The sequence below is a fragment of the Rhodococcus sp. 06-221-2 genome, from assembly GCF_002258365.1.
Classification (GTDB): domain Bacteria; phylum Actinomycetota; class Actinomycetes; order Mycobacteriales; family Mycobacteriaceae; genus Rhodococcoides; species Rhodococcoides fascians.
Genome location: NZ_NOYJ01000012.1, coordinates 18,546 through 42,486, shown reverse-complemented (window position 1 = coordinate 42,486; position 23,941 = coordinate 18,546). Strand labels below are relative to the sequence as shown.

Genomic DNA, 23,941 nt, shown 5'->3' with positions numbered 1-23,941 from the left:
GTTCCTTCATCGAGTCGGCTGCTGTTGCGTGCACTGTGTGACGAGCAAGGACTTGTCCACTTTGCCGATGGCGGTGACGGGCAGCGATGTTCGTGTCACCACGCGATCGGGCAGTTTGAATCCGGCGCAGCCGGCCGCCGTCAGGAAGGCCCGCACGTCGGCGACGGTCAGACCACTTCCGTTCGGCACCACGACTGCGCAGACACTTTCGCCCACAGCGGCATCGGGCACCCCGATCACCGCGACCCGCGCTACTGCAGGATGGGTGAGCAGCAGGTCTTCGAGCTCGTCGGCCGCGACGTTCTCGCCGTTTCGGGTGATCACGTCCTTGATGCGACCGGTGACGACGAGATGGCCGGACTCGAGCTCGCGCACCTGATCCCCACTGCGATAGAACCCATCAGGGGCGATGGCAGTCGTATTATGTTCTGCCGCAGAATAATAGCCATTGATGGTGTAGGGGCCCCGCGTCAGCAATTCACCGACTTCCCCGGGCGATACATCGTTTCCGTCCGCACCGACGACGCGCACCTCGTCCAGATGGGACAACGGCCTGCCTTGCGTTCCGATCACCAGTTCCGCGCTGTCCTCGGCTCGGGTGTAGTTCAGTAGCCCTTCGGCCATGCCGAACACCTGCTGCAGCCGGCATCCGAGCGCGGGCTCGACCAGCTTGGCGACCTCAGGTGCCAGCTTCGCTCCCCCGACCTGCAGCAACCGCAAGCTGGACAGGTCTGCATCCTCCCATTCCGTTGCCTCGCACCACAGATGAGTCAACGTCGGAACCAGCGCCGTGATCGTCACGCGATACCTCTCGATCAGCGCGAACGCGTGGTCTGGGCTGGCACTGCCGGAGAACACCACCGTTGCCCCTACCCCGAGGGCACCGAGCAGCCCGGGGCATGCGAGCGGAAAGTTGTGTGCGGCAGGGAGAACGGCGAGATACACGTCCTCGGGCCCGAGATCGCAGACCTCCGCACTGGCCCTGGCGTTGTATTCGTAATCGTTGTGCGTACGGGCAATCAGCTTGGGCAATCCCGTCGTGCCACCGGAGACCAGCAGTAAGGCAGGATCGGTCGGCCGGGCGCGCGGAAACTGTCGGGGCACCCCGGCCACCGCGGACAGAGAGGTATGGGACCCGCCGCCGTTCGATTCGGGTCCGGAACTGTCGACGAAGACGTGCCGAACACTCGTCACCGACGCGAGAACCTCATCGGCGAGTTCGCAATAGTCGAAGTCGCCGTCCCGATCGGAGATCACGTACGCCACCGCCGATGCGGTGGCGGCGAGATGGGTGATCTCACGTCGGCGATGTGCAGGCAGCGTCAGCACCGGGATCGCTCCGCATTCGAGCAAAGCGAACAGCACGACCGCAAAGTTCACGGAGTTCGGCAATTGCACGACCACCCGGTCGCCCGGTTCGATGCCGCGATCGGCGAATCCGGCTGCGACGCTCCGCACTCGTCGAAGCAGCTCGTCGTACCTCAGCTCCGTGCGATCGTCGACGACCGCCCTCGAAGGGCCGAACTGCGTCGCCCACGTTGCGAACACCTCCGGAAGGGTTTCACCTCGCCACAACCCGGCGTCGAGGTACCTGCGGGCACGCTCGTCGCCGAACGGTACGAAAGCGTCGACGTCGGCGTCCGGCTCGGCAAGTTCGGTCATGTTCTGCACCATGGATTCTCGTCCTCCGGGAATGCGAAGCGGGTCAGGAATGGTGTTCGAGCGCGGCCGACAGTTCGTCCTCCGACATCGCTTCGACCGACAGGAAGATCTCGGCGGTGGCCTCGAGGAATTCTGCGTCACCTTCTGCGCCGATCATCCGGTCCGCGAGCCCGGCCACGGTGGGTGCCGCGAACATCATGCGCACGGTGACCGACGTGATGTCGAAGGACTCGCGAATGCGGGCGACGATGGTCGTCGCCAGGACGGAATCGCCGCCGAGCGCGAAGAGCGTGTCCGTCACACCGATGCCGTCGACGCCGAGTACCTTCTGCCAGATCAGGGCGAGGGCGCTTTCGAGGTGAGTTCTGGGCGCAATCCGGGCATCGACCCGTTCGCTTTCTCCCGCTGCGCGACACAGCCGGACGACGGCAGCGGAGTCGATCTTGCCGTTGACGGTCAGCGGCAGCGCGGAGACCGTCACGATCTGCTCCGGCACCATGTGCGCTGGGAGACGCTCGGCGGCCCTGGCCCTCACGGCCGCTACCGTCTCACGGGGATCCGCGTCTCGATCGGTCGGCACCACGGCGGCCAGCAGGATCGGAGCTGCGGTGCGGTCGACAACGGCTGCGGCACTGGCCACCTCGTGATCCGCGGTGAGTGCCGCTTCGATCTCTCCGAGTTCGATCCGAAATCCGTTGATCTTGATCTGGTTGTCCACACGGCCCACGAATTCGACCATGGAGCCGGTCTCGGCCATCGAGCCGGGGCAGTACCGAACCAGGTCTCCGGTGCGGTACCAGCGGTAGCGGTCGGCCTCGACGAAGCGCTCGTTCGTACGCTCGGGATCGCCCAGATAGCCGTCGGCGAGACCGACGCCCGCGACCCACAACTCACCGGGCACCCAGTCCGGCACCTGGTTCCCACGCGCATCGACCACCCGAAGCGCCATCGACGCGAGCGGCACCCCGAACGGGACCGTGCGCCAGTTCGGATCGACGTCCACGACCTCACAGATGCTGTTGTGGATCGCGGTTTCCGTAGCGCCACCGAGTCCGGCGAACCGACATCCGGGAACCGCCGCCGTCAGCCGCCGGTAAAGGTCGATACTCACCTTGTCGCCGCCGAGCATGACGACCTCGAGCGAACCGCCCACATCGTCACCGGTGGACAGGATCATGTCCAGCAGCGGGGGCACGCAGCTGATCACCGTGACGCGATGCGCACGAATCAGCGCGGCCCAGCGCTGCGGATCCTTGCGCTCGTGTTCCTCGATGAGCACGGCCGTACCGCCGGCCGCGAACACCGAGAACAGGTCGAACGTGCACAGGTCGAAGTCCAACTCGGACAGGCACAATGGACGGTAGCCCTCGTTCAGGTCGAAACGTTCGACCAGATCCATGATCGTGTTCATCGCGGCTCGATGCGAGACCACAACACCTTTCGGTTCACCCGTGGAGCCGGAGGTGAAGATCATGTACGCGGGCGCGGTGTCGGGGCCGAGGTGCGGGGCGGGCCGAGGCTCACTCAGGATCGCGTGGGACACCGCGAGACCGTCGTCGCCCGACCCGCCGATCGTCACCGTGAACCCCGCTTTTCGGGCGATCAGCGCAGCACGGCTCGACGGTTGGTCGACGCCGATCGGTACGTACACCCCGCCCGCGGCGAGCACACCGAGAACTGCGACCACTTGATCGGGCCCCTTCGGCAGCGTCACCCCCACCGTGTCGCCCACCCCCACGCCGCGATCGGTCAGCGCAGCAGCTACTTTCAGAGCACGATCTCGTAGGTCTCCGTACGTCATCGACCCGTTCTCGCCCCACTCGAGCGCCAGCGCGTCGGGATGCTGCGACGCGCGATCGAAGAAGGCGCGGTGCAGAGTCTCGTTCCCGGCCGACTGCGATGCGTCCGTTCGGGGTACATCGGCTGCCGGAGTTCGCGACATCAGCTGACGCGGTGGAACCAGCTGACCCACAGGCTCCGCCCACACGGAGTCACCGTCGACCACGAGTGCGCGAACCAGCGTCTCGAACGCGTCGAACATCGCGTCGGGAACTCCTGGGAGGAACTCGTTCTCGCGTATGTCCCAGTTGACCAACACGCCACCGTCGAGTTCGGTGATCTGCGCGTCGAGAACCACCTGCGGCCCCTGCGACATGATCCACACCGGATCACCGAAGACCTGCCGCGCGCGAGCGTCGAACAACTCGCCCAAACCGAGCGCGCTCGTGAAGACGACGGGAGCCAGCACCGGCTCTCCTCGACGGCGGCCGAGGTCGCGCAGCACCTCGACCCCGGAATAGTCGGCGTGCGAGGCGTCTTCGTGCAGTCGGGACCGGATCCGACGGGAACGTTCGACGAACGAGAGCGGCTCGCTCAGATCGACTTCCAGCATGACCGACGACGAGAAGTCACCGATGAGATTCTCGACGTCGGGATGCGTCGGAGCGCGATCGAACATGGGCACGTTGAGCAGAAACCGTTGTTCGCGGGACCAGGCACCGATTACCTCGGCGAACGCCGTGGCCACTGCCACCGCCGGGGTGACTCCGTGGGCTCTGGCGTGCGTCTGGAGATCGCCGTATGCCGCGGAGTCGAGATGAAATGCCCGACGCAACGCTACCGGAGCACCCGAATCATGTTCCAGCAACGGAAGAGTCGGCGCACCGGGCAGTGAGTCGACGCGCTCGGACCAGTAGCGTTCGGCCTGAGCACGGGCGCTGCGTCGATCGAGCGGCCGATCGGCGAGGTACCGCGAATAGCTGTACTCGATTGCCCGGAGGGGATCGCCGTCGTAGGCCCGCGCCAGGTCTGCAACCAGAATACGGAAACTCACTGCGTCGCCGGCGATCATGTCGATGTCCAGGTGCAGACGCGTGCGACCGTTCGGCAGGAGCGACAGATCGGCCGAGAACATCTCGCCCGCTTCGATATCGAGCATCTGGTGGGTCAGACGGAGCCGCGTTTCTTCGAGGCGGTCGGTCGGGTCGGACTCGGATCGTAGGTCGTGGACCGTCAACCCGCGCCACCCCGAGGTCGGTTCGATGCGCTGCTGTCCGTTGTCCGAAATCCGGGCCCGCAACATCTCGTGCCGTTGCGCGACGGCATCGAGCGCCGCACGTAGTCGATCGGGATCCACTGCCTCGCCGTCGAATTCGGTGTAGAGATGCGGTGCGACCCCGCCGAACCGCTGCTCGGCACTGCGCCCGATCCAGTAGGCGTGCTGCAACAGTGCGAGATCGAACTCCGACGTGTCCGGTTCGACCAGAGTCGATTGCCGCTCGGGGTTTCGGGAACTCGATTCGGCCGAACCACCGATCAGTTCGGACCAGGCAGAAATGTTCGGCTGCGCAGCGAGCTCGGCAAACGTCACCGTCGACCCCTGCTTGCGGAATCTCCCGACCAACCGCATCAGAACGATCGATTCGAGACCGAGCTCGAACAGATCCGCGTCCATCGACACAGCCCCGGGTTCCGCACCGATCAGTTCTGCAACCACCGCCCGCAGTTCGTCCCGTCCGATTCCCCGCTGATCCATCCGGTGAGTCCCCTTCGATCGACTGTGTTGCGTATGCGCGCGACCAGGCGATATCCAGAGCCCGTCCATAAGGAAAGGCTACCCTCGCTTAGTCGACCCTGAGGAGGCTAGCATCTGTGGGCCACCGCGAGGAGGGTGCCCTCGGCCCCTACCTCGACACCAGGAAGAACGGCGCTCCACTCGACATCGGCCATCTCGGCCTCGACGAAAGCAGACACGTGACACCGACTTCGGGCAGATTCGGCTCCGCACCCCGCGCCCTCACCGGAGGCATCGCGGTTCTCGTGCTTCTCGCCGCTGCCGCGTGCAGCAGTGACACCACCGGCAGCGACGACGCCGGCACCCAGGCCGTCGACCTGAACGCGAACCCCGCCGCGTGCAGTGCGAACGACCGCGTCGATTCGGTCGACCGAGCGTCCGGACCGTTCACATATACCGACGGCCGCGGACGGACCGTGTCCCTCGATGCACAACCGACCAGAATCATCGCCGACGAGGAATCCGCCGCTGCGCTGATGTCGTACGGAATCAAGCCGATCGCCATCTGGTCGACGACGCCGATGGGGACCAGCCCGATTCTGAGTTGCTCCGATCTGACGGGCATCGAATCGGTCGGCGAGACCTGGGGCACCTTCGATTTCGAGAAAGCCGCCAGCCTGGACCCGGATCTCGTCATCGGTGAGTTCAACCCGAGATTCGGCCAGTTCGGCAAGTTGACCACGACGGCCGATTCGTCCAAGGCCGACACGATCGATCGGATCGCTCCCACCCTGGGGGTCACCTTGGACACGACGTCGACCGCGAAGACCATCGAGAACTACGCCGGGTTGGCGTCGTCGCTCGGCGTCGACCTCGACACCCCACAGCTGGCAGACATCAAGTCCGACTACGACGCTGCTGTCACCAACTTCAAGAAGGTTGCGTCCGAACGTCAGGACCTCACCGGAGTCGGAGTCTGGCCCCTCGACGTCGCCTACGTACTCGACCCGTCGGCGGATCCCGACTTCAGCGACTACGAAAGCTGGGGCCTGAAGATGTACACCTCCGACGGCACCGACGACGGTTACTGGAAGAAGGTGTCCTGGGAGAACGTGTCGAGTGTCGATGCCGATGTCGCGTTCGTCTACCACGACGTTGCCAACGCATCCGACGTGAAGCTTGCCGACATCCCGAGCCGTTACCCCGGCTTCGACACCATCTCCGCCGTCGAGAAGCAACAGATGGTGCTGTGGGACTACGGCGCCAACAAGAGCTACAGCCGCTACACCAACACCATCAACGTCTACGCCGATGCACTGTCCAAGGCGCAGAAGGTCACTGCCGAGTAAGCGCGGCCGCGATCTCCGCCGCCAGTCGGTCGAGTTCGGATCGATGCGGCGACGACGGCCGAGCCCGCAGGCCGAATCCGTCGCCGATCATGCGCGGGATGACGTGCAGATGCACGTGGAAGATCTCCTGACCTGCCACCGTGCCGTCGGCGAGGAACAGGTTCACCCCGGCGACGCGCGGATTGCTCGCTCGCACAGCGGCAGCCACCTTCTGCCCGATAACGAACAGATGCGCACCGATCTCGGGCGGCAACTCGGCCAGCGTCCGATACTGCTGCTTGGGCACCACGAGCACGTGCCCGGTGGTGAGAGGCCTGATGTCCATGAACGCGATCGCGGTGTCGTCCTCGTGGACGCGCGACGCCTCGGCGGTCCCAGCAATGATCTCGGAGAAAATCGTGTAGGGGTTCACGGCATCGAGCCTAGGCGTGAGCGCAGACTGCACGAACGACACCGCGACTGCTGAAACTGCACGACTGACTCGACCCGACTACTGTTTGCCGATGAGCATCGGCGGGGTTCTCTTCGACATCGACGGCGTACTCGTCACGTCGTGGCAGGCGGTACCCGGAGCAGCCGCGACGCTGAAGTACCTGGACAACAACGACATTGCACGCGCGTTCCTGACCAACACGACCTCGAAGACGCGCGAGCAGATAGCGGCGGCATTGCGCGACGTCGGACTCGACGTCCATTCCGACGAGATCGTCACCGCCGCGTCGCTCACCGCGGATCATCTACGCGAGAACTACCCGGATGCTCGGGTGGTCATGATCAACAACGGCGAGATCGCGGCCGATATGCCGGGCATCGAATTCGTCGACGAGTCGTCCGGGGATCCGGATGTCGTGGTCGTCGGCGGTGCCGGCCCGGAATTCACGCACGAGCGTCTCAGTCGCGTCTACGACTGGCTGTGTCGCGGCATTCCCGTCGTCGCGATGCATCGATCGTTGATGTGGAGTACCGGTGGCGGGTTGCGCATCGACACCGGCATGTACCTCGCCGGGATGGAGCAAGCGTCCGGACACGCCGCGAAAGCCATCGGCAAGCCCGCTCCCCTGGGCTTCCGCACGGCGTCCGAGCGGATGGGCGTCGACCCGGACGACGTCGTCATGGTCGGCGACGACCTCGACAACGACGTCCTCGCCGCCCAGGTCGTCGGCATGACCGGTGTCCTGGTGCGCACCGGAAAGTTCCGTCAGGACGTGCTCGATCGACGCATCACCGACGAATTCGCGATGGAACCCGATCACGTGATCGATTCCGTCGCAGACCTGCCGGACGTCCTGATGTGACTGGAAACTCGCAGCCCACTACGAGTTTCCACTCACAACAGAGAACTCAGAGAATCGGCGACGGGCTGTAGGCCGCACCGGCCGGGAACTTCGCGATCAGCCGCTCCACGGCCGAGACGACCGCACTGACCTGAGCGTCCGCAGCGCCGACAAAGGCCGTCTTGTCGGCCAGTGCCGCATCGAGTGCAGCGCGGTCGAGCGGCAGGCGGTCGTCGGCTGCCAGCCGATCCAACAGGTCGGGCTCGAGTCCCTGCTCACGCATGGCCAACGCGACGGCGACGGCGTGTTCCTTGATCGCCTCGTGTGCGGTCTCGCGGCCGACGCCTGCACGTACGGCCGCCATCAGCACCTTCGTCGTCGCGAGGAACGGCAGGTAGCGATCCAGTTCCTTGGCGATGACGGCGGGGTACGCGCCGAACTCGTCGAGCACGGTCAGGAAGGTCTCGATGAGACCGTCGATGGCGAAGAACGCGTCGGGCAGCGCGACGCGACGCACGACGGAACAGAAGACGTCGCCCTCGTTCCACTGAGCTCCGGCGAGCTCGGCGGCCATCGATCCGTAGCCGCGAAGCACCACCTGCAGGCCGTTGACGCGTTCACACGAGCGCGTGTTCATCTTGTGCGGCATCGCCGACGACCCGACCTGGCCGGGCTGGAAGCCCTCGGTGACCAGCTCGTGGCCCGCCATCAGACGGACGGTGTGCGCGAACGACGACGGCCCGGCACCCACCTGGACCAGCGCGGACACGACCTCGTGATCGAGCGAGCGGGGATACACCTGGCCGACGCTCGTGAGCGTGTGCCGGAAGCCGAGATGATCGGCGACGATGCGTTCGAGTGCGACGAGCTTCGCGGAGTCTCCGCCGAACAGATCGAGCATGTCCTGCGAGGTGCCCATCGGGCCCTTGATTCCGCGCAGTGGGTAACGCGCGATCAGTTCCTGCAGCCGGGACAGCGCCAGCAGAAGCTCGTCGGCGGCCGATGCGAAACGCTTGCCCAGCGTGGTGGCCTGGGCGGCGACGTTGTGGCTTCGACCGGCCATGACGAGGGCAGAGTATTCGGCGGCGCGTTCGGCCAACCGCTTCGCCACGGCGACACCGTGCGTGTGGACGTGTTCGAGCGAACGCAGAATCTGCAGCTGCTCGACGTTCTCGGTCAGGTCGCGGCTGGTGAGTCCCTTGTGGATGTGCTCGTGACCGGCGAGGGCGTTGAACTCCTCGATGCGAGCCTTCACGTCGTGCCTGGTGACGCGTTCCCGCTCGGCGATCGATGCCAGGTCGACCTGGTCAGCGACAGCTTCGTAATCGGCGACCGCCGCGTTGGGCACGTCGACTCCGAGCGAGGACTGTGCGCGCAGCACGGCAATCCACAGTTGCCGTTCGAGCGTGATCTTGTATTCCGGAGACCACAGCTCCACCAGTTCGGGGCTTGCGTAACGGGTGGCCAGGACATTCGGGATGCTCACGAGCGTCCAGCTTACGTGGCGCAGTTGTCGGTCTCGGAAGACGACTGCACTGTTTCGAAAGTGGACTGCCGCCACCGACCTCCCGCGATCATCGCCGCATGGAATAACCGCACCGCATTCCGATGTTGCAGCCGCCGTGAGCCGAACAGTGAAGGTCGACATCTGGTCCGACATCGCGTGCCCGTGGTGCTTCGTCGGTAAGCGCCGTTTCGAGGCAGGTGCTGCGGAGTTCATCGCCGATGGCGGGACGCTCGAGGTGGAGTTCCACTCGTTCGAGCTGGCACCCGACACACCGGTCGACTTCGACGGCACCGAAGTCGACTTCCTCGTCTCCCACAAAGGCATGCCGGCCGCCCAGGTCACGCAGATGTTGGGGCAGATGACCGAGCTGGCCGCAGGCGAGGGGCTCGCGTACGACTTCGACGCCGTGCAGCACACCAACACCGTCAAGGCGCACGAGCTCCTGCACTTCGCCAAGTCGAAGGGCAAGCAGGTCGAGATGAAGGAACGGCTGCTGGCGGCCTACTTCGAGGAGGGCCGCCACGTCGGACGCGTCGACGACCTCGCCGACCTGGCCGCGGAGATCGGTCTCGATCGTGACGAGGTGGTCGAGGCGCTGAAGTCCGAGGAGTTCCTGCCCGCCGTGCGCGCGGACAAGGAGCAGGCCATCGCCTACGGAATCAGTGGTGTGCCGTTCTTCGTGATCGACGGTCGCCTCGGTGTGTCGGGCGCGCAGGAACCGTCGGTGTTCGCCGACATCCTGCAGAAGGCCGCGGCCGGCGCATGAGTGGCCCTTTGGAGATGGTCGGCGACTTGGAGATGGTCGGCGACGACCACGGCCCCGTCTGCGAGGACGGTGTGTGCGAGGTGCCGCCGATCCGAGACGCAGACTCGGGCGAGAACGACTTCGGGCTGAACACGCCCGCCTGAGGGGGCCTGAGTCAATCGGCAGACACCTGTTCCGCCGGTGCCACGATGTCGATGACGGCCAAGAGCATGCTGCGCGCCATTTCGCGCGGATCAGGATCCACCTCGCTGAGCGCGCCCACCACTGCACCGTCGACCACTGCCACGAGTCGTCGTAGCTGCTCTTCCTGCACCGTGCGCCCCGATCGACGCAGCACATCGGTCAGCAGGTCGTCGATCTGGGCACGCAGCCTCAGCTGCACCTCGCGCAGTTCCGGATGCCGAGCCGACGCGATGAACCGCTCGTATCTCGCGACCAGTTGCTCATGGCCGCCCTGCGGCCCGATCAGCAGGTCGACGATGAGGTCGACGGTCGACTCCATCTTCTGCGAGCACTTGCCCTCGTCGTCGATACGTCCGCGCATGACGTCGATCTCGCGGGTCCCGACGACGTCGACCGCGGCGGCCACCAAGTCGCCGAGCGACTCGAAATAGTAGGTGGTCGACGCCAACGGCAGTCCGGCGCGAGCGGCCACCGACCGGTGCCGAACCGCGTCGAATCCACCCTCGACCAGCAGGTCTGCAGCCGCCGACGCCAGAGCGTGGCGGCGGCGCACTCCCTTCGGAGTCGCACCCGACACCTTGTGCTGCGACTCGGTCGGACCTGCGGACATTCCAGTCATCGTGCCAGCTCGCAGCCGTTCGTCGGACTGCTTTCGCGCTATGGAATTGTCAGTGTTCGTGGCTCATCGACCTATCGACCTTCGCTCCGACACCATCACCCGACCAGATTCGATCATGCGACAAGCAATGGCCGACGCCGAAGTGGGTGACGACGTCCTCGACCACGATCCGACGATGGCGGCGCTCGAGGAAAGAGTGGCGGATCTGCTCGGCTTCGAGGCGGCGCTGTGGGTGCCGTCCGGTTCGATGGGCAACATCATCGCGCTGATGCTCCATCTGCAGCGCGGCGATCGATTCCTGGCCCCGGAGCACGCGCACGTCCTGGGCTCCGAGCTCGGCACCGCAGCCTGGTTGGCGGGCGGAATGCCCGAGGCACTTCCCCACGACGGTGGCCCCGGACGCCCCCTTGCGTCGACGGTGCGTGCGGCAGCCGGCGGCGTCGGGCCGTACTTCGCCCTGCGGACCACATTGCTCTCGCTCGAGAACACACATAATTTCGCCGGCGGTGCCGTGCTAGGACCGGACGAGTGGGCGGAACTCGTTGCTGCCGGACGTGACTCGGGGTTGAGAATTCACCTCGACGGGGCTCGGCTGTGGAATGCCGCTGTGGCACTGTATGTTCCGATCGCGTCGTTGACCGCCGGCGCAGACACGGTGCAGGTCTGCCTGAGCAAGGGGCTCGGCGCACCCGTCGGCTCGATGCTCGTCTCCGATGCGGCGCGGATCCACGAGGCCCGGCGTGTGCGAAAGATGTTGGGCGGCGGCGTGCGTCAGGGTGGCGTGCTCGCTGCGGCAGGGCTCGTCGCCCTGGATCGAATCGGCGATCTCGCCGAGGATCACGCAAATGCCTCGACGCTGGCACGCGGCCTTCGTGAACGGGGCTGGGAGGTCGCGGAACCCCAGACGAATATCGTGCTCGCCGCCGTCGCCGATCCTGTTCGGACGGTGACCGAGCTGACAGATCTGGGCATCGCCGCCGTCACCGTCGCCGGCAAGGTGCGCTTCGTGACGCATCGCGACGTGTCCGCCGCCGACATCGACGAGGTGCTGGAGCGGCTGCGCCGCATGTGAGCGCAGCGCTTTCCTGTCGTTCCGCAGGCTCCACTCCTGCCTCGTAGCCTGCTACGAGTTTCCATTCACATGCGACGTAGTCGCTCCAACGCTTCTTCGACGTCGGACGTGGTGCCCGCGAACGAGAATCGCACCGTGTGGTTCCCGCGGACGGTGTCGAAGTCGACGCCGGGTGCCAACGCGACACCGGTCTCGGCCAGCACGCGGGCGCACCAACTACGAGAGTCGTCGGTGAGATGCGCGATATCGGCGTAGACGTAGAAGGCACCGTCGGCCGGAGCCAGATCGGTGATACCCAACGCAGGCAAACCGTCGAGCAGGATCCTGCGGTTGACGGCGTACCGCTCGACATGCGAATCCAGCTCGCGGCGCGACTCTTCGGTGAACGCCGCAATGGCTGCCACCTGCGAGATCGCCGGCGGGCAGACCGTCATGTTCGACGCCAAACGTTCGACGGCCCTGCGCAATCGGGCCGGCAGCAGCATCCAGCCCATGCGCCACCCCGTCATCGAGAAGTACTTGGACACCGATCCGATGGCCACGGATTCCTTCGACGTCTCCCAGGCGCTGGACGTGCGCGAGTCGCCGTAGGAGATGCCGTGATAGATCTCGTCGGAGATCAACAGCGTTCCATGCTCGTCGCACCAGCGTGCGATGGCGGCCAGCTCGTCGGGGTCGATGATCGTGCCGGTGGGATTGGCCGGACTGGCGACGATGAGCCCGGCAGGCGGCTCCGGTAGTTCGTCGAGCATCGCGACGGTGGGCTGGAACCGTGTCTCCTCCACACAATCCAGTTCGACGACGCGACAGCCAAACGCCGCCAACGTGTTTCGATACGCCGGGTACCCGGGCCTGGCCATGACGACGGTATCCCCCGCGTCGAACGCAGCGAGGAACAGCAACGTGAATGCACCCGACGACCCAGTGGTGATCACCACGTCGTCGGCCTCGACGGTGATGCCGTACCGCGTGCTGTGATACTCCGCGATCGCTTGCCGTAGCGGCAGAATACCCAGCGTTTCGGTGTACCCGAGCAGATGCGAATCCAAAGCGTCTCGGGTGGCGCGCAACACCGGCTCGGGTGCCCTGGTCGACGGCTGACCTGCGGCAAGCGACAGCACATCACCGTGAGTACGCGCCCGCTCGGCTGCCGCGGCGAACACATCCATCACGTGGAACGGCTCGACCTTCGATCGCTGCGATTCACTGTGCATTCCATCGACACTACTGACTAGAGTGTCCACAATTTCGCGGCAGGCATAGGATTGCGCGGGCCGAACAGGCGAGCTCACTGTCCACAATTCCGCGGCAAGCACGGGATCGCGCCTCCAGCGACAAATAGTGGACACTCAGCACAGTGGAGCCGAACAGGCGAGCTCACTGTCCACAATTTCGCGGCAGGCACGGGATCCCGCCTCCGGCCACACATAGTGGACACTCAGCTCAGCGCCTTCCGGCGACGTCGAACGGTCTCGATGATCTGGCGCACCACGGCGTCGAGGTCGGTCATCACCAGCGCGGCCGAGTATCGCAGCACGAGCCACCCGTCGAGTTGCAGTGCGTTCTGGCGCACTCGGTCGTTGGTGAACACCCCCGGCGCGCTGTGGAATTCACGGCCGTCGATCTCGATGATCACCCGGGCTCGACGGTCCAACAGATCGGCGAAGTACTGCCCCACCGCCGCGTTGATCTCGAGAAAGTAGCCTGCCGCGGTGAGTGCGCGGGCCACCAGTCGTTCCGGTTCGGAGAGCGTGCGTGGGCAGCACTGTCGCAGCTGCTTCTTCGCTTCGGTGACTCCTGCCATTCCGGCCGACTTCGCGCATTGCGCCGCCAATCCGCGTTTGCTGACGGACCCGCTGAGCGCTGCGTCGACGAACGGTTCCAGGGCTGCCCCACCGAGTGACGCCGACACGTCGACGATGCACTGCTCGATCGTCACGACAGGGAGGGTGTCGACGAAACTCGTCTCCCGAATGGTTCGACGATACGCGCGCAGCCACGAAGGGCACCGCGCTCGCGTGCTGCGGGGCACGGTGATGTGCACCTGTTCGGGTTCGTCATCGATCAGGTTCCACCACCACGCCGCAGTCAGGTGGCTGAGCACTGCATCCGGTTGCCATAACGTCGCGGCGACGCATCGGTCGCGGAACGACGGCTCTCCTGTGCAGTAGACGCCCGGCAACAGCCGGGTCAGCGTGCCGACCCTGGCCCGATAGTCGATTGCCCCTGCGCTGACGCCACTGTCGAGTAGTTGCTGCCTCGTGAATACCCCCATGGTCGAACAGCTTTGTGCTCGAGAACTGTTCGCGGGAGCCCGATCCGAGAAATGTGGACAACGCGAATGCCTGTGGACAACTGGGCTCAGCGTCCACTCTCAGCCCCGGCGATCGGGATCCCGTGTGCTATGCCAAATAGTGGACACTCAGCATACCTAGCCCCAGCAACTGGGCTCAGCGTCCACTTTCAGCCCCGACGATTGGGATCCCGTGCACGACGGCAAATAGTGGACACTCAGCACACCTGCTTTGCGTGCATCGACCTACAGCGAGATGCGCCCTTCCACGGCAGCGAGGCCGATGTCGGTGCGGAAGTGACTGCCCGGTAAACGGATTCCCGCGATCCGGGAGTAGGCGTCATCACGTGCCGCGGTGAGGTCGAACCCGGTGCCGACGACGCTCAGCACGCGTCCGCCCGCGGAGACGACCGCGCCGTCCTTCACAGCGGTGCCGGCATGCAGGACGCCTTCGCCTTCGGAGCCGAGGATCTCGTCACCGGTGCGGGGGCGACCGGGGTAGTTCTCGGCGGCGATGACGACGGTGACCGCCGCGCCGTCCTTCCAGCGCAGAGGTGCCAGTGACGCCAGCGTGCCGGTGGCCGTGGCGTTCAGCGCCTCACCCAGAGGTGAGTCGAGCAGTGCGAGTACGGCTTGTGTCTCGGGATCACCGAAGCGACAGTTGAATTCGACGACGGCCGGGCCGTCGGCACCCATCGCGAGGCCGGCGTACAGCAGACCCGAGAACGGCACACCACGCTTCACCATCTCGGCCGCAACGGGTTTCACCACATCACGGACGATCTCGTCGACCGCGCCCTCGGGCAACCATGGGAGTGGGGTGTACGCGCCCATGCCCCCGGTGTTGGGGCCGGTATCTCCGTCGCCGACGCGTTTGTGGTCCTGCGCGGGCAGCAGCGGCACCACGGTCTCGCCGTCGACGAGGCAGAACAGAGACACCTCGGGGCCGTCGAGGAACGACTCGAGCAGTACCGGGTGACCGTTTTCGAGGAGTTCGGCGGCGTGGTCGCGAGCGACGAGGCGGTCGGTGGTGACGACGACGCCTTTGCCTGCTGCGAGTCCGTCGTCCTTGACGACCCAGTTGGGGCCGAATCGGTCGAGGGCGGCATCGAGCAGTGCGGGCGAGTCGACTATTTCGCTGTGTGCGGTCCGCACGCCTGCCTGTGCCATGACGTCTTTGGCGAAGGCCTTGGATCCTTCGATGCGTGCGGCGTCGGCCGACGGGCCGAACGTGGCGATGCCGGCCTCGCGCAGAGAATCGGCCACTCCGAGAACCAGGGGCACCTCGGGCCCGATGACGACGAGATCCACCTCGAGCTTCGTGGCCAGTGCTGTCACCGCCTCACCGGATGCCACGTCGACGGCGTGCTGTTCGGCGAGCGTGGCTGTGCCTGCATTGCCGGGAGCGACGAACAGTTTGTCGACCGACGGGTCGGCCTTCAACGCAAGTAGAAGGGCGTGCTCACGAGCACCGGAACCTATGACGAGTACGCGCACAGTGCATCAGACTATCTGCTCGACGCCGTCGGGCCCCGCACCTGTCGTGATGCGGGGCCCGTCGGGGATGGCGAGATTACTGTGTCAGGTCGTACAGCGTGACGTTGTCGACGGTGGTCGCGGTGAAGTTCTCGGTCACCCATGCCGAGATTTCGGCCGAGGAACCCGACTCCCTGCCACCCATACCGCCGCCTCCGATGAAGTAGTGGATTCGGCCGTCGGCTACGTATTGCTGGAACTCGGCGAGGGTCGGCGACGGGTCGGTTCCGTTGAAGCCGCCCACGGGCATGACGGGATCCTCGGTGGCCAGTTGATAGCCCGCCGCGGTGTTGGCACCGATGGCCGCCGCAACCCAGGTGTACGAGGCGGCGTCCTGTTCGAGCATCGCGGTGACCTCGGCGGTCGGGGTGCTGCCCTCGAGCAGTCCACCCATACCGCCGCCCATGCCCATCTCGGCGCCGCCCGGCAGCTGGCCGGCCTGACCCGGGAGTCCCGCCGGTGGCTGCATTCCGGCCGGCATCTGTGCACCGGGAGGCAGCTGCATTCCACCCGGCAGACCACCCTGCCCGCGCCGGCCCTCACCCATGCCGCCGAATCCGCGCATACCGGTGTTCGGCCCGGCTGACACGATCGATCCGGTGTGCGGGGTGCCGATCGTGTCCACCGCGTACGCCGTCGGCCCGGCCAGTCCGGCAAACATCACCGCGAGAATCGCGACCGCGGCGAGCCTGCCGCGAGTGAGCGCCGGAATCAGCAGAGCCACCACCGCCACCACACCGACGACCAGGATCGCCCACTTCAGCCACGGCACGAAGCTCGCGCTACGGCCGAGCAGCACCCACGCCAGTGCGACGGTCGACGCCACCGCGAGCGCCATCGCGATCCGGACCCACAACCGCTGTCGTTCGCGCCACAGCATCACACTGCCGATACCCACGAGCGCAGCGACGGCAGGCGAGAGTGCGACCGTGTAATACGAGTGGAAGATGCCGGCCATGAAGCTGAACGTCAGACCGGTGACGAGCAGCCATGCGCCCCATACGATCAACGACGCGCGTGGCGCATCGGTGCGAGGGGCTTTGCCTCGCAACACCAGCCCCGTCACCAGCAACAACAATGCGGCGGGAATGAGCCAGGCGATCTGGCCGCCCTGGGAAGCGTCGAACATGCGGAGGATGCCGGTCTCGCCCCACATCGACCCGCCGCCGCCACCGACACCGCCCGGGGTGACGCTGCCGGTCTCGTTGCCACTGAGTCGGCCCAACCCGTTGTAGCCGAGAGTCAGTTCCAGAATCGAATTGTTCTGCGAGCCACCGACCCACGGCCGCGAGGATGCCGGCCAGAATTCGACGATCAGTAACCACCAACCGGCCGAGACGATCATGGCTCCGAGCGCGGCGAACAGTTGCAGCACTCGAGTGCCGAGTTTGGGCGGCCCGGCGATCAGGTACGTCAAGGCCAGCGGCGGTACGACGAGCATCACCTGAAGCTGCTTGGTGAGAAAGCCGAATCCGACGAACATACCGGTGATCAACAGCCACTTGGTCTTTCCCGATTCGACGCCTCGCAGCATGGCCCAGACGGCGGCGATCATCAGCAGCACCAGCAACGCGTCGGGATTGTTGAACCGAAACATCAGTGCGGCAACGGGAGTCAGCGCCAGCACCAGTCCCGCGAGCAGCCCGGCGGCCGCACCGAATCGGCGCACGACGACGGCTCGCAGCAGCGCAACGGAGGCGACTCCGAGGAGCGCCTGAGGCACCAGCATCGCCCAGGTGTTCAGCCCGAACACCCGCACCGACAACGACATCAGCCACAGTGACATCGGCGGCTTGTCGACGGTGATGGAGTTGGCCGCGTCGGAGGACCCGAAGAAGAAGGCCTTCCACGACACCGAACCTGCTTGTATCGCTGCGGAATAGAACGAGTTGGCCCAACCCGAAGCACCGAGTCCCCAGATGTATGCAACGCCGGTGCCGATCAACAGAGTGATCAACCCGAGAAGTTCCCACCGCCGGGAGGTCGCCGGCTCGGTCGGCGCGGCCGCGGACGGCCGTTCGATCGTCGTGGTCATCGGTTCTCCCCCGAAGGATCGGACACCGAAAGATCGGACACCGAAAGATCGGGCTCCGGATTACGGAAGACCCACCGCAGTGCGACGAATCGGCACACGGTGGCAACGAGATTGGCGACGATGAGTACGGCCAGCTCGACGTGCCGTGACACATCGGGCACCCAGGCGTGCAGTACCGCGAGCGATCCACTGGTGACGAGCAGGGCGAAGCCGAAGATCGCCAGGCCCTGCAGTTGGTGCTTGCCTGCACCATCCGATCCGCGTACGCCGAAGGTGAAGGCGCGGTTGGCCGCGGTGTTGAGGACGGCGGTGATCAGTAGCCCGAAGAAGTTCGCCGCCTGTGCCCCGATCATGGGATGCAGCACCAGATACAGCAGTGCGTAGGCCACGGTGCTCGCGACACCGATGATGCCGAATCGCACCAGCTGGCCGATCATTCCGTGCGGTACACCGGCCACGAGCGGCTCCCGTCCCAGGCTTCGACGCAGTTCGGCGACGGGGAGCATTCCGGTCGCAAGAGCCCGACCGACGCGCCAGCATCCCTGCAGATCCTTGACGGCGGTATCGAGGAGGTGGACGCTGCTGTCGGGGTCGTCGACCCAATCGACCGGCACCTCGTGAATCCGTAGGCCGACCTTCTCGGCGATGACCAGCAGTTCGGTGTCGAAGAACCATCCGGTGTCTTCGACGAGTGGAAGCAACTGGCGAGCAACATCGGTGCGCATCGCCTTGAACCCGCACTGAGCGTCGGAGAAGCGGGCGCGCAGCGAGGTGCGCAGGATGAGATTGTAACTGCGCGAGATCAATTCACGTTTCACTCCGCGAACGACCCGGGACGACCGGTTCAGCCGAGAGCCGATGGCGAGGTCCGAGTGACCCGACAGCAGTGGGGCGACGAGCGGCATGAGGGCGTTGAGGTCGGTGGACAGATCGACATCCATGTAGGCAACGACGTCGGCGTCGGACGCGAGCCACACCGCTTTGAGTGCCCGCCCGCGTCCCTTCTCGTCGAGGTGATGAACCCGAACTCCGTCGATCTCGTCGGCGAGCCGATGCGCCACCGCAAGGGTGCCGTCGGTACTTGCGTTGTCGGCGATGGTGATCCGCGACCGAAACGGGATCCTTTCCTCGAGATGCTCGTGCAGTCGACGAATGCACTGCTCGAGATCCTCCTCTTCGTTGTACACCGGGATGACCACCTCGAGCGTGGCCGTTGCGTTCGAGCCGGGCCGGTGGCCTGCTGCTCGGGCGAGGTAGTTCGTTGTCATGAGGCAACACTCGTGTGTGCAGCTGGACCCACGCTGCGACGAACCTGGCAATCACCTGGGAGGACAGGAGCGCAGCCTGCGGAGTGACCAAGAGGCACAGCTCATAAGGCATTCTGTCCCCATGGCTTCTATTTTCAGCAAGATCATCGCAGGTGAGATTCCCGGACGGTTCGTCTGGCAAGACGACGACGTCGTGGCGTTTCTGACGATTGCCCCCGTCACTCAGGGACACACGTTGGTGGTTCCGCGTGCGGAGATCGATCAGTGGCAGGACGTCGACGGTGCCGTGTTCGCCAAGATCACTGTCGTCGCGCAGATCATCGGTCAGGCTGTCAGGACGGCGTTCGACGCGCCCAGGGCCGGGCTGTTGATCGCCGGTCTCGAGGTGCCGCACCTGCATCTGCACGTGTTTCCGGCGTACGACATGGGCAATTTCGATATCTCCGGTGCGGATCCGAACCCGTCCGCGGAGTCACAGGACGAGGCTGCCGACAAGCTTCGAGCAGCGCTACGCCACCTCGGGCACGAGGCTCACGTCCCTAACTGATGCGCCTCGCTCAGCGCAGAGGTGCCAGTAGCCGTCGGCGCGTTCGAAGCTGCGTCGATACCGCGTCGGATCGGTTGTCCGGGTCGTAACCCGGTCCGATGTCGGTATCGATGTCGCGTGGGCCGGGCGCGACGCCACACTCGGGGCACAGTCCGAGCGGTCCCAGATCTGTCCCGCAGGTCGCATGCAGAAACCGGCGACGTGTGCCCGTGGGCTTCGGGTTCTGTTTCTCGCCCCAGTAGCTCAGAGCGTAGACGGCCGGCCACAGTCCTTCGAGGGCGTGCGTCGGGACGTAGTCGTCGTGGCCGCCGCCGTGGGCTCGGGCTTGCCGGTCGAGCAATCCGGCATCGACCAGGGTGCCGAGCCGTTGAGCCAGGACTGCCTTGGAAATGTCGAGGTGGACCTGGAAGTCGCCGAAGCGTCGGACCCCGAAGAAGCTGTCGCGCACGATGAGCATGGTCCAGCGCTCGCCGACGAGTTCGAGCGCGCGGGCCAAGGGGCAGTCCTGGCGGGCGTAGTCGGTTCCGAGTGCCATGCGCCGATCGTACAGTCTGTTGACCGAACCAAGTTGGCCGTTTACAGTTCGATCACCAGACCAGAGAGACGACGATGACCGACACTGCACCCACGCCCGCCGGCACCACGAACGGGACCCGCGCACTGGCCGTCGCCGCATCGGGCACCTTGTTGACGCTGATGGCGTTCACCGCTCCGCTCGCGACGATCAACAGCACCGCGCTGGACTTGATGTCGGACGCAGCGGGTCGGACCTGGATTCTGAGCTCGATGAGCATCGGCCTCGCCGCCGCGTTGCTCACCACCGGGACCGTCGCAGACGACTTCGGTCGTCGCCGCACGTTCGTACTCGGAGCAGTCGTTCTGGCCGTCGGCGCCATCGTTTGTGCCGTCTCTCCCAACACCCTCATCTTCGTACTGGCCCGCATCCTGCAGGGCCTCGGCGGCGCGGCGGTCGTCGCATCGAGCCTCGGCATCATCGCGCACACGCACCCCGCCGGGCCGGTGCGCGCCAAGGCCAGCGGAGTTTGGGGTGCCAGCGTGGGGGCCGGTATCGCGCTCGGCCCGCTGCTCGCCGCGCTCCTCGACCGGTGGGCCAGCTGGCGTGAGGCGTACGTGGTCCTCGCGATCGCCACTCTCGTGCTCGCCGTCGTCGCGCAGCTGCGCGTCGAAGAATCCATGTCCGACGCCCCGCGCGGCCTCGATCCGGTCGGCGCGGTGCTGTTGGCCACGGGCATCGGCGCACTGCTGGCCGCGTTGGTCGAGGGACGGCAGGGGTGGACCGCCGTGACTCCCATCGTGCTGTTCGTTCTCGCCGCCCTCCTGCTGCTGGCCTTCGTCGCGCTCGAATTGCGCAGTGCGAGCCCGATGCTCGACCTCATGTTGTTTCGGCATCCACCGTTTCTCGCCGCCACGGTCGCCGCCCTGGCCACGGGCGGCGGAATCATCGCACTCATGTCGTACATGGCCGGGTTCGTAGGTACCGCGCTCGGCATCGATGCCCTCGGGGCAGCGGTTCTGCTGTTCGCGTGGTCTGCGACCTCGGTCGTCACCGCCCTACTGGCTCGGCGAATTCCGGCTGCCGTCAGCGGCCGCACCCAGCTCGCCGCGGGCCTGATCGGAGTGGCAGTGGGCATGGTGATGTTGACGGGCCTCGCCGCGGACGCCTCCTGGCCACGGCTGCTGCCGGGGCTGCTCGTGGCAGGCGTCGCCAGTGGCGTCCTCAACGCCGCGCTGGGACGCGAGGCCGTGGCCAGCGTCCCGCCCGGACGCGGCGGAATGGGCAGCGGGGCCAACAACACCGCGCGCTACGTCGGGTCTGCGATCGGGGTCACCGTGGTTGCTGTGGTCGCCGTGCCTGCCGGCGATCATCCCGCGGCCGCTCTGGTCACGGGCTGGAACACTGCAGCCCTGATCACCGCGGCCATTTCGCTCGTCGGAGCTGCGGTCGTGGCGATGTCACGCACCCGGCGGTAGCGAGTACTCCTGCTCGGGACGCCCGGTCGATCCGTACCGCAGTTGCATTCGCAACCGCCCCTTGGACACCAGGGTGGCCAGATACCGCTGGGCCGTCGCTCGCGAAATGCCGATGGCCGCAGCAACTTCTCCGGCCGACATCGGCTCCGCCGTTCCGCGCACCGCGTCGAGCACCAGGTCTCGGGTGACCGACTGCGAGGCCGGTAACGGAGCCGCAGCGCGCGGGCGGAGGGCGTCGAGCCCACCGTCGATGTCCGCCTGAGTCAGTTCGTCCGTGCGGTCGAGCGCGCCGCGGTATGCGAGGTACCCGGTGAGGCGATCGACCAGCGCCGAGCGTGGAAACGGCTTGATCAGATACGTCCATGCGCCCGCGGTCATCGCCGAGCGCACCGTGTGCTGATCCGCAGCAGCGGAGAGCACCACGGCGTCACACGGCAGCTCTCGCACCAGGTCGATACCGGACCCGTCCGGTAGATAGACGTCCACCAGTGCCAGGTCGAACGACTGTGTCGTCAGCAGCTCGCGTGCCTGGGCGATACTCGTCGCCACTGCGGCAACTTCGTACTGGTCGAGCGAATTCACCAGTGCCGCATGCAGATCTGCGACCCGGAAGTCGTCGTCGACGACGAGAACTCTCATTGCGTCACCTCTTCGATCAATAGTGCGTCGGGAATCGAGGCGATGAACACTGCGCCTCCGCGATCGTTGTCGGCCGTGATCTGCCCGCCGGCATCGGCCAACGTCACTTCGCCGCCTCGGGTTCGCGCGATCTGTCGGCTCAGTGCCAGTCCCACACCTCGGCCACCCGGCGTGTCCGCCGTCGACTTGGTCGAGACTCCCTCGACGAACACCTGCTCGGGTGCCAACGCAACGCCGTCACCCGAATCGACGACGACGATATGCAAGGTCGAATCCTCCTGCACCAGTTCCACTTCCACTTCGGCAGGTCGACGTGCACCGAGCCGTGCTGCGTCGATGGCGTTGTCGATCAGGTTGCCCAGCACGGTGGTGACGTCCACCGGTCCGACCAGTTCTCCACCGACCCAGGTGTTCTCCCCCAACACCAGTCGCACGCCACTCTCGCGCGCGTGTGCCGCCTTGGCCGTGAGGAAGGAACGTAGGTAGGCGTCGGAGACCGCATCGATGCCCTCGACCGCCTCCGATCTCGGTCCGACACCGAGAATCTCGTCGATGTACTCCGACGCCCGATCGGGGTGGCCCTCGTGCAGCAGCCCACTGACCAGATGCATCCGGTTGGCGAACTCGTGTCGCTGGGCGCGCAGCACCGCGGACATCGACTGCACCGCGTCGAGTTGACGCGTCAGTGCCTCCACGTCCGTTCGATCTCGCACGGTGAGTACCGTCCCCAGATCTCGATTGTCACGCAGCACCTTTCGCGCCGCCGCGATGACGACGACCTCGTCGACGGCCGCGAGTACCGGCTCGCCCGTCGGCAGCTCGATGACCTCGAGCAATCTTGGCGTCAGACCGATGTCCTCCACGCGCATTCCCGGCTTCCCCTCGATCGAGAGCAAGGTGCGCGCCTCGTCGTTGACGACGGTGACGATGCCGTCCGGGTCGATGGCCACCACGCCTTCGCCGATGCCGTGCAGCACCGCCTCCTGCTCGCGCACGAGCTCGGCGAGTTCCTCGGGTTCGAGGCCCAGGGTCAGCCGCTTCCACCTGCGCGCCAGCAGGATCGAGCCCAGCACACCCAACAGCAGGACTGCGCCCGTGACCAGTGCGCCGTTGATCAGATCCTTCACCAGCTCGGTTCGCACTGCCGTCGTGGAGATTCCGACGCTCACTTCGCCGATCACGACGTCTGCCGAGCCCGGAGCCAGGATGGGCACTTTGGCACGGACGGAGTCGCCCAGCGTGCCGCGTTGGGATTCGACGACCTCGTTGCCCGCCAATGCGCCGGACGGATCGGTACTCACCCGTTGCCCCAGGACGGTCGGATCCGGATGTGCCAGGCGCAGTCCCCGGTCGTCGGTGATGACGACGAACAGAGCATCGGTGCGCTCCCGGGCGCTTTCGCCCGTCCGTTGCAGTGCACCGCCTGCCAGCACTCCCGCCGGCGCAGCATCGGTGCCCGCGGTGTCCGCGGCCGAGAACTGCCCCACGAGCGAACGCACCTCGGGGTCGGAGGCCACGGTCCGCGCGACCGCGAGTGCCCGCTCGCCGTACTCCTCGCTGGCCTGTTCGCCGCTACTGATCGCGAATACTCCGAACGCCACTGCCAGCGCCACCGCAACCAACGCGGCCTGCAGCAGCAGCACTTGAGTCCTCAATCGCACCAGCCAAGGCTAGAGCGAGAGCTG

General features: G+C 65.9%; 20 protein-coding genes. 7 read left to right on the top strand and 13 right to left on the bottom strand.

Annotation, left to right across the window (positions count from 1 at the left end; genetic code table 11):
• Positions 1-6: 6 nt before the first annotated feature.
• Both CH281_RS06710 and CH281_RS06705 read right to left on the bottom strand, forming a co-directional pair.
• Positions 7-1,662: a (2,3-dihydroxybenzoyl)adenylate synthase gene (locus CH281_RS06710; protein ID WP_094693563.1), complete on the bottom strand. Its 1,656-nt coding sequence runs from the start codon at positions 1,660-1,662 to the stop codon at positions 7-9.
• 43 nt (positions 1,663-1,705) lie between these two features.
• A complete protein-coding gene (locus CH281_RS06705; protein ID WP_094693543.1) occupies positions 1,706-5,197 on the bottom strand; it encodes a non-ribosomal peptide synthetase in 3,492 nt (1,163 codons plus the stop codon).
• 116 nt (positions 5,198-5,313) lie between these two features.
• Between CH281_RS06705 and CH281_RS06700 the strand changes: the two genes are divergently transcribed.
• Complete coding sequence (locus CH281_RS06700) at positions 5,314-6,525, top strand: ABC transporter substrate-binding protein (protein WP_094693541.1); 1,212 nt, start codon at positions 5,314-5,316, stop codon at positions 6,523-6,525.
• On the opposite strand, the gene CH281_RS06695 is transcribed toward CH281_RS06700, so the two are convergent.
• Entirely contained in the window at positions 6,512-6,937 is a 426-nt protein-coding gene (locus CH281_RS06695) for an HIT family protein (RefSeq protein WP_094621587.1), read from the bottom strand. The genes CH281_RS06700 and CH281_RS06695 overlap by 14 nt on opposite strands.
• Positions 6,938-7,028: 91 nt before the next feature.
• On the opposite strand from CH281_RS06695, the gene CH281_RS06690 reads away from it, so the two are divergent.
• Positions 7,029-7,820: an HAD-IIA family hydrolase gene (locus tag CH281_RS06690; protein WP_032381794.1), complete on the top strand. Its 792-nt coding sequence runs from the start codon at positions 7,029-7,031 to the stop codon at positions 7,818-7,820.
• A gap of 46 nt (positions 7,821-7,866) precedes the next feature.
• Here CH281_RS06690 and purB read toward each other — a convergent pair whose 3' ends face one another.
• Positions 7,867-9,285, bottom strand: a complete 1,419-nt coding sequence (gene purB / locus CH281_RS06685; protein WP_094693539.1) for an adenylosuccinate lyase — start codon at positions 9,283-9,285, stop codon at positions 7,867-7,869.
• A gap of 136 nt (positions 9,286-9,421) precedes the next feature.
• Between purB and CH281_RS06680 the strand changes: the two genes are divergently transcribed.
• Both CH281_RS06680 and CH281_RS26765 read left to right on the top strand, forming a co-directional pair.
• Positions 9,422-10,072, top strand: a complete 651-nt coding sequence (locus CH281_RS06680; protein WP_218829774.1) for a DsbA family oxidoreductase — start codon at positions 9,422-9,424, stop codon at positions 10,070-10,072.
• Entirely contained in the window at positions 10,069-10,215 is a 147-nt protein-coding gene (locus CH281_RS26765; RefSeq protein ID WP_179274136.1) for a hypothetical protein, read from the top strand. The genes CH281_RS06680 and CH281_RS26765 overlap by 4 nt, the downstream gene beginning before the upstream one ends.
• 11 nt (positions 10,216-10,226) lie before the next feature.
• On the opposite strand, the gene CH281_RS06675 is transcribed toward CH281_RS26765, so the two are convergent.
• Positions 10,227-10,874 (bottom strand): TetR/AcrR family transcriptional regulator, encoded by a 648-nt coding sequence (locus CH281_RS06675; RefSeq protein ID WP_032367536.1) that lies wholly within the window; start codon positions 10,872-10,874, stop codon positions 10,227-10,229.
• Positions 10,875-10,932: 58 nt separating this feature from the next.
• Between CH281_RS06675 and CH281_RS06670 the strand changes: the two genes are divergently transcribed.
• On the top strand, positions 10,933-11,946 hold the full coding sequence (locus CH281_RS06670; protein WP_256983387.1) for a GntG family PLP-dependent aldolase: 1,014 nt from the start codon (positions 10,933-10,935) through the stop codon (positions 11,944-11,946).
• A gap of 65 nt (positions 11,947-12,011) precedes the next feature.
• Here the strand turns inward: CH281_RS06670 and CH281_RS06665 are convergent, their stop codons facing one another.
• From CH281_RS06665 to CH281_RS06645, 5 genes are all read right to left on the bottom strand, one after another.
• Positions 12,012-13,160: a pyridoxal phosphate-dependent aminotransferase gene (locus CH281_RS06665; protein ID WP_094693533.1), complete on the bottom strand. Its 1,149-nt coding sequence runs from the start codon at positions 13,158-13,160 to the stop codon at positions 12,012-12,014.
• 224 nt (positions 13,161-13,384) lie between these two features.
• Positions 13,385-14,221: a DUF559 domain-containing protein gene (locus CH281_RS06660; RefSeq protein ID WP_094693531.1), complete on the bottom strand. Its 837-nt coding sequence runs from the start codon at positions 14,219-14,221 to the stop codon at positions 13,385-13,387.
• A gap of 264 nt (positions 14,222-14,485) precedes the next feature.
• Positions 14,486-15,736 (bottom strand): phosphoribosylamine--glycine ligase, encoded by a 1,251-nt coding sequence (purD, locus tag CH281_RS06655; protein WP_094693529.1) that lies wholly within the window; start codon positions 15,734-15,736, stop codon positions 14,486-14,488.
• Positions 15,737-15,812: 76 nt separating this feature from the next.
• Positions 15,813-17,810: a glycosyltransferase family 39 protein gene (locus CH281_RS06650; RefSeq protein WP_094693527.1), complete on the bottom strand. Its 1,998-nt coding sequence runs from the start codon at positions 17,808-17,810 to the stop codon at positions 15,813-15,815.
• Positions 17,807-19,078, bottom strand: coding sequence for a bifunctional glycosyltransferase family 2/GtrA family protein (locus CH281_RS06645; RefSeq protein ID WP_094693525.1), 1,272 nt, complete (start codon positions 19,076-19,078; stop codon positions 17,807-17,809). The genes CH281_RS06650 and CH281_RS06645 overlap by 4 nt, the downstream gene beginning before the upstream one ends.
• A 121-nt stretch (positions 19,079-19,199) precedes the next feature.
• Here CH281_RS06645 and CH281_RS06640 point away from each other — a divergent pair, with 121 nt between their 5' ends.
• Complete coding sequence (locus tag CH281_RS06640; RefSeq protein ID WP_045842073.1) at positions 19,200-19,625, top strand: HIT family protein; 426 nt, start codon at positions 19,200-19,202, stop codon at positions 19,623-19,625.
• Positions 19,626-19,635: 10 nt separating this feature from the next.
• Here the strand turns inward: CH281_RS06640 and CH281_RS06635 are convergent, their stop codons facing one another.
• Entirely contained in the window at positions 19,636-20,160 is a 525-nt protein-coding gene (locus CH281_RS06635) for a winged helix-turn-helix transcriptional regulator (protein WP_032386391.1), read from the bottom strand.
• 74 nt (positions 20,161-20,234) lie between these two features.
• Between CH281_RS06635 and CH281_RS06630 the strand changes: the two genes are divergently transcribed.
• A complete protein-coding gene (locus CH281_RS06630; RefSeq protein WP_094621578.1) occupies positions 20,235-21,617 on the top strand; it encodes an MFS transporter in 1,383 nt (460 codons plus the stop codon).
• Here CH281_RS06630 and CH281_RS06625 read toward each other — a convergent pair.
• Both CH281_RS06625 and CH281_RS06620 read right to left on the bottom strand, forming a co-directional pair.
• On the bottom strand, positions 21,600-22,256 hold the full coding sequence (locus CH281_RS06625) for a response regulator (protein WP_032367526.1): 657 nt from the start codon (positions 22,254-22,256) through the stop codon (positions 21,600-21,602). The genes CH281_RS06630 and CH281_RS06625 overlap by 18 nt on opposite strands.
• Positions 22,253-23,917, bottom strand: coding sequence for a sensor histidine kinase (locus tag CH281_RS06620; RefSeq protein ID WP_094621577.1), 1,665 nt, complete (start codon positions 23,915-23,917; stop codon positions 22,253-22,255). Before CH281_RS06620 ends, CH281_RS06625 begins: the two co-directional genes overlap by 4 nt.
• Positions 23,918-23,941 lie beyond the last annotated feature (24 nt).

What these genes read in the sequence shown, in the direction of transcription:
- CH281_RS06650 (WP_094693527.1), bottom strand. Translation starts at nt 17,810, where the DNA reads ATGACCACGACGATCGAACGGCCGTCCGCGGCCGCGCCGACCGAGCCG.
- CH281_RS06665 (WP_094693533.1), bottom strand. Translation starts at nt 13,160, where the DNA reads ATGCACAGTGAATCGCAGCGATCGAAGGTCGAGCCGTTCCACGTGATG.
- CH281_RS06625 (WP_032367526.1), bottom strand. Translation starts at nt 22,256, where the DNA reads ATGAGAGTTCTCGTCGTCGACGACGACTTCCGGGTCGCAGATCTGCAT.
- CH281_RS06710 (WP_094693563.1), bottom strand. Translation starts at nt 1,662, where the DNA reads ATGACCGAACTTGCCGAGCCGGACGCCGACGTCGACGCTTTCGTACCG.
- CH281_RS06705 (WP_094693543.1), bottom strand. Translation starts at nt 5,197, where the DNA reads ATGGATCAGCGGGGAATCGGACGGGACGAACTGCGGGCGGTGGTTGCA.
- CH281_RS06630 (WP_094621578.1), top strand. Translation starts at nt 20,235, where the DNA reads ATGACCGACACTGCACCCACGCCCGCCGGCACCACGAACGGGACCCGC.
- CH281_RS06640 (WP_045842073.1), top strand. Translation starts at nt 19,200, where the DNA reads ATGGCTTCTATTTTCAGCAAGATCATCGCAGGTGAGATTCCCGGACGG.
- CH281_RS06645 (WP_094693525.1), bottom strand. Translation starts at nt 19,078, where the DNA reads ATGACAACGAACTACCTCGCCCGAGCAGCAGGCCACCGGCCCGGCTCG.
- CH281_RS26765 (WP_179274136.1), top strand. Translation starts at nt 10,069, where the DNA reads ATGAGTGGCCCTTTGGAGATGGTCGGCGACTTGGAGATGGTCGGCGAC.
- CH281_RS06675 (WP_032367536.1), bottom strand. Translation starts at nt 10,874, where the DNA reads ATGACTGGAATGTCCGCAGGTCCGACCGAGTCGCAGCACAAGGTGTCG.
- CH281_RS06660 (WP_094693531.1), bottom strand. Translation starts at nt 14,221, where the DNA reads ATGGGGGTATTCACGAGGCAGCAACTACTCGACAGTGGCGTCAGCGCA.
- CH281_RS06690 (WP_032381794.1), top strand. Translation starts at nt 7,029, where the DNA reads ATGAGCATCGGCGGGGTTCTCTTCGACATCGACGGCGTACTCGTCACG.
- CH281_RS06635 (WP_032386391.1), bottom strand. Translation starts at nt 20,160, where the DNA reads ATGGCACTCGGAACCGACTACGCCCGCCAGGACTGCCCCTTGGCCCGC.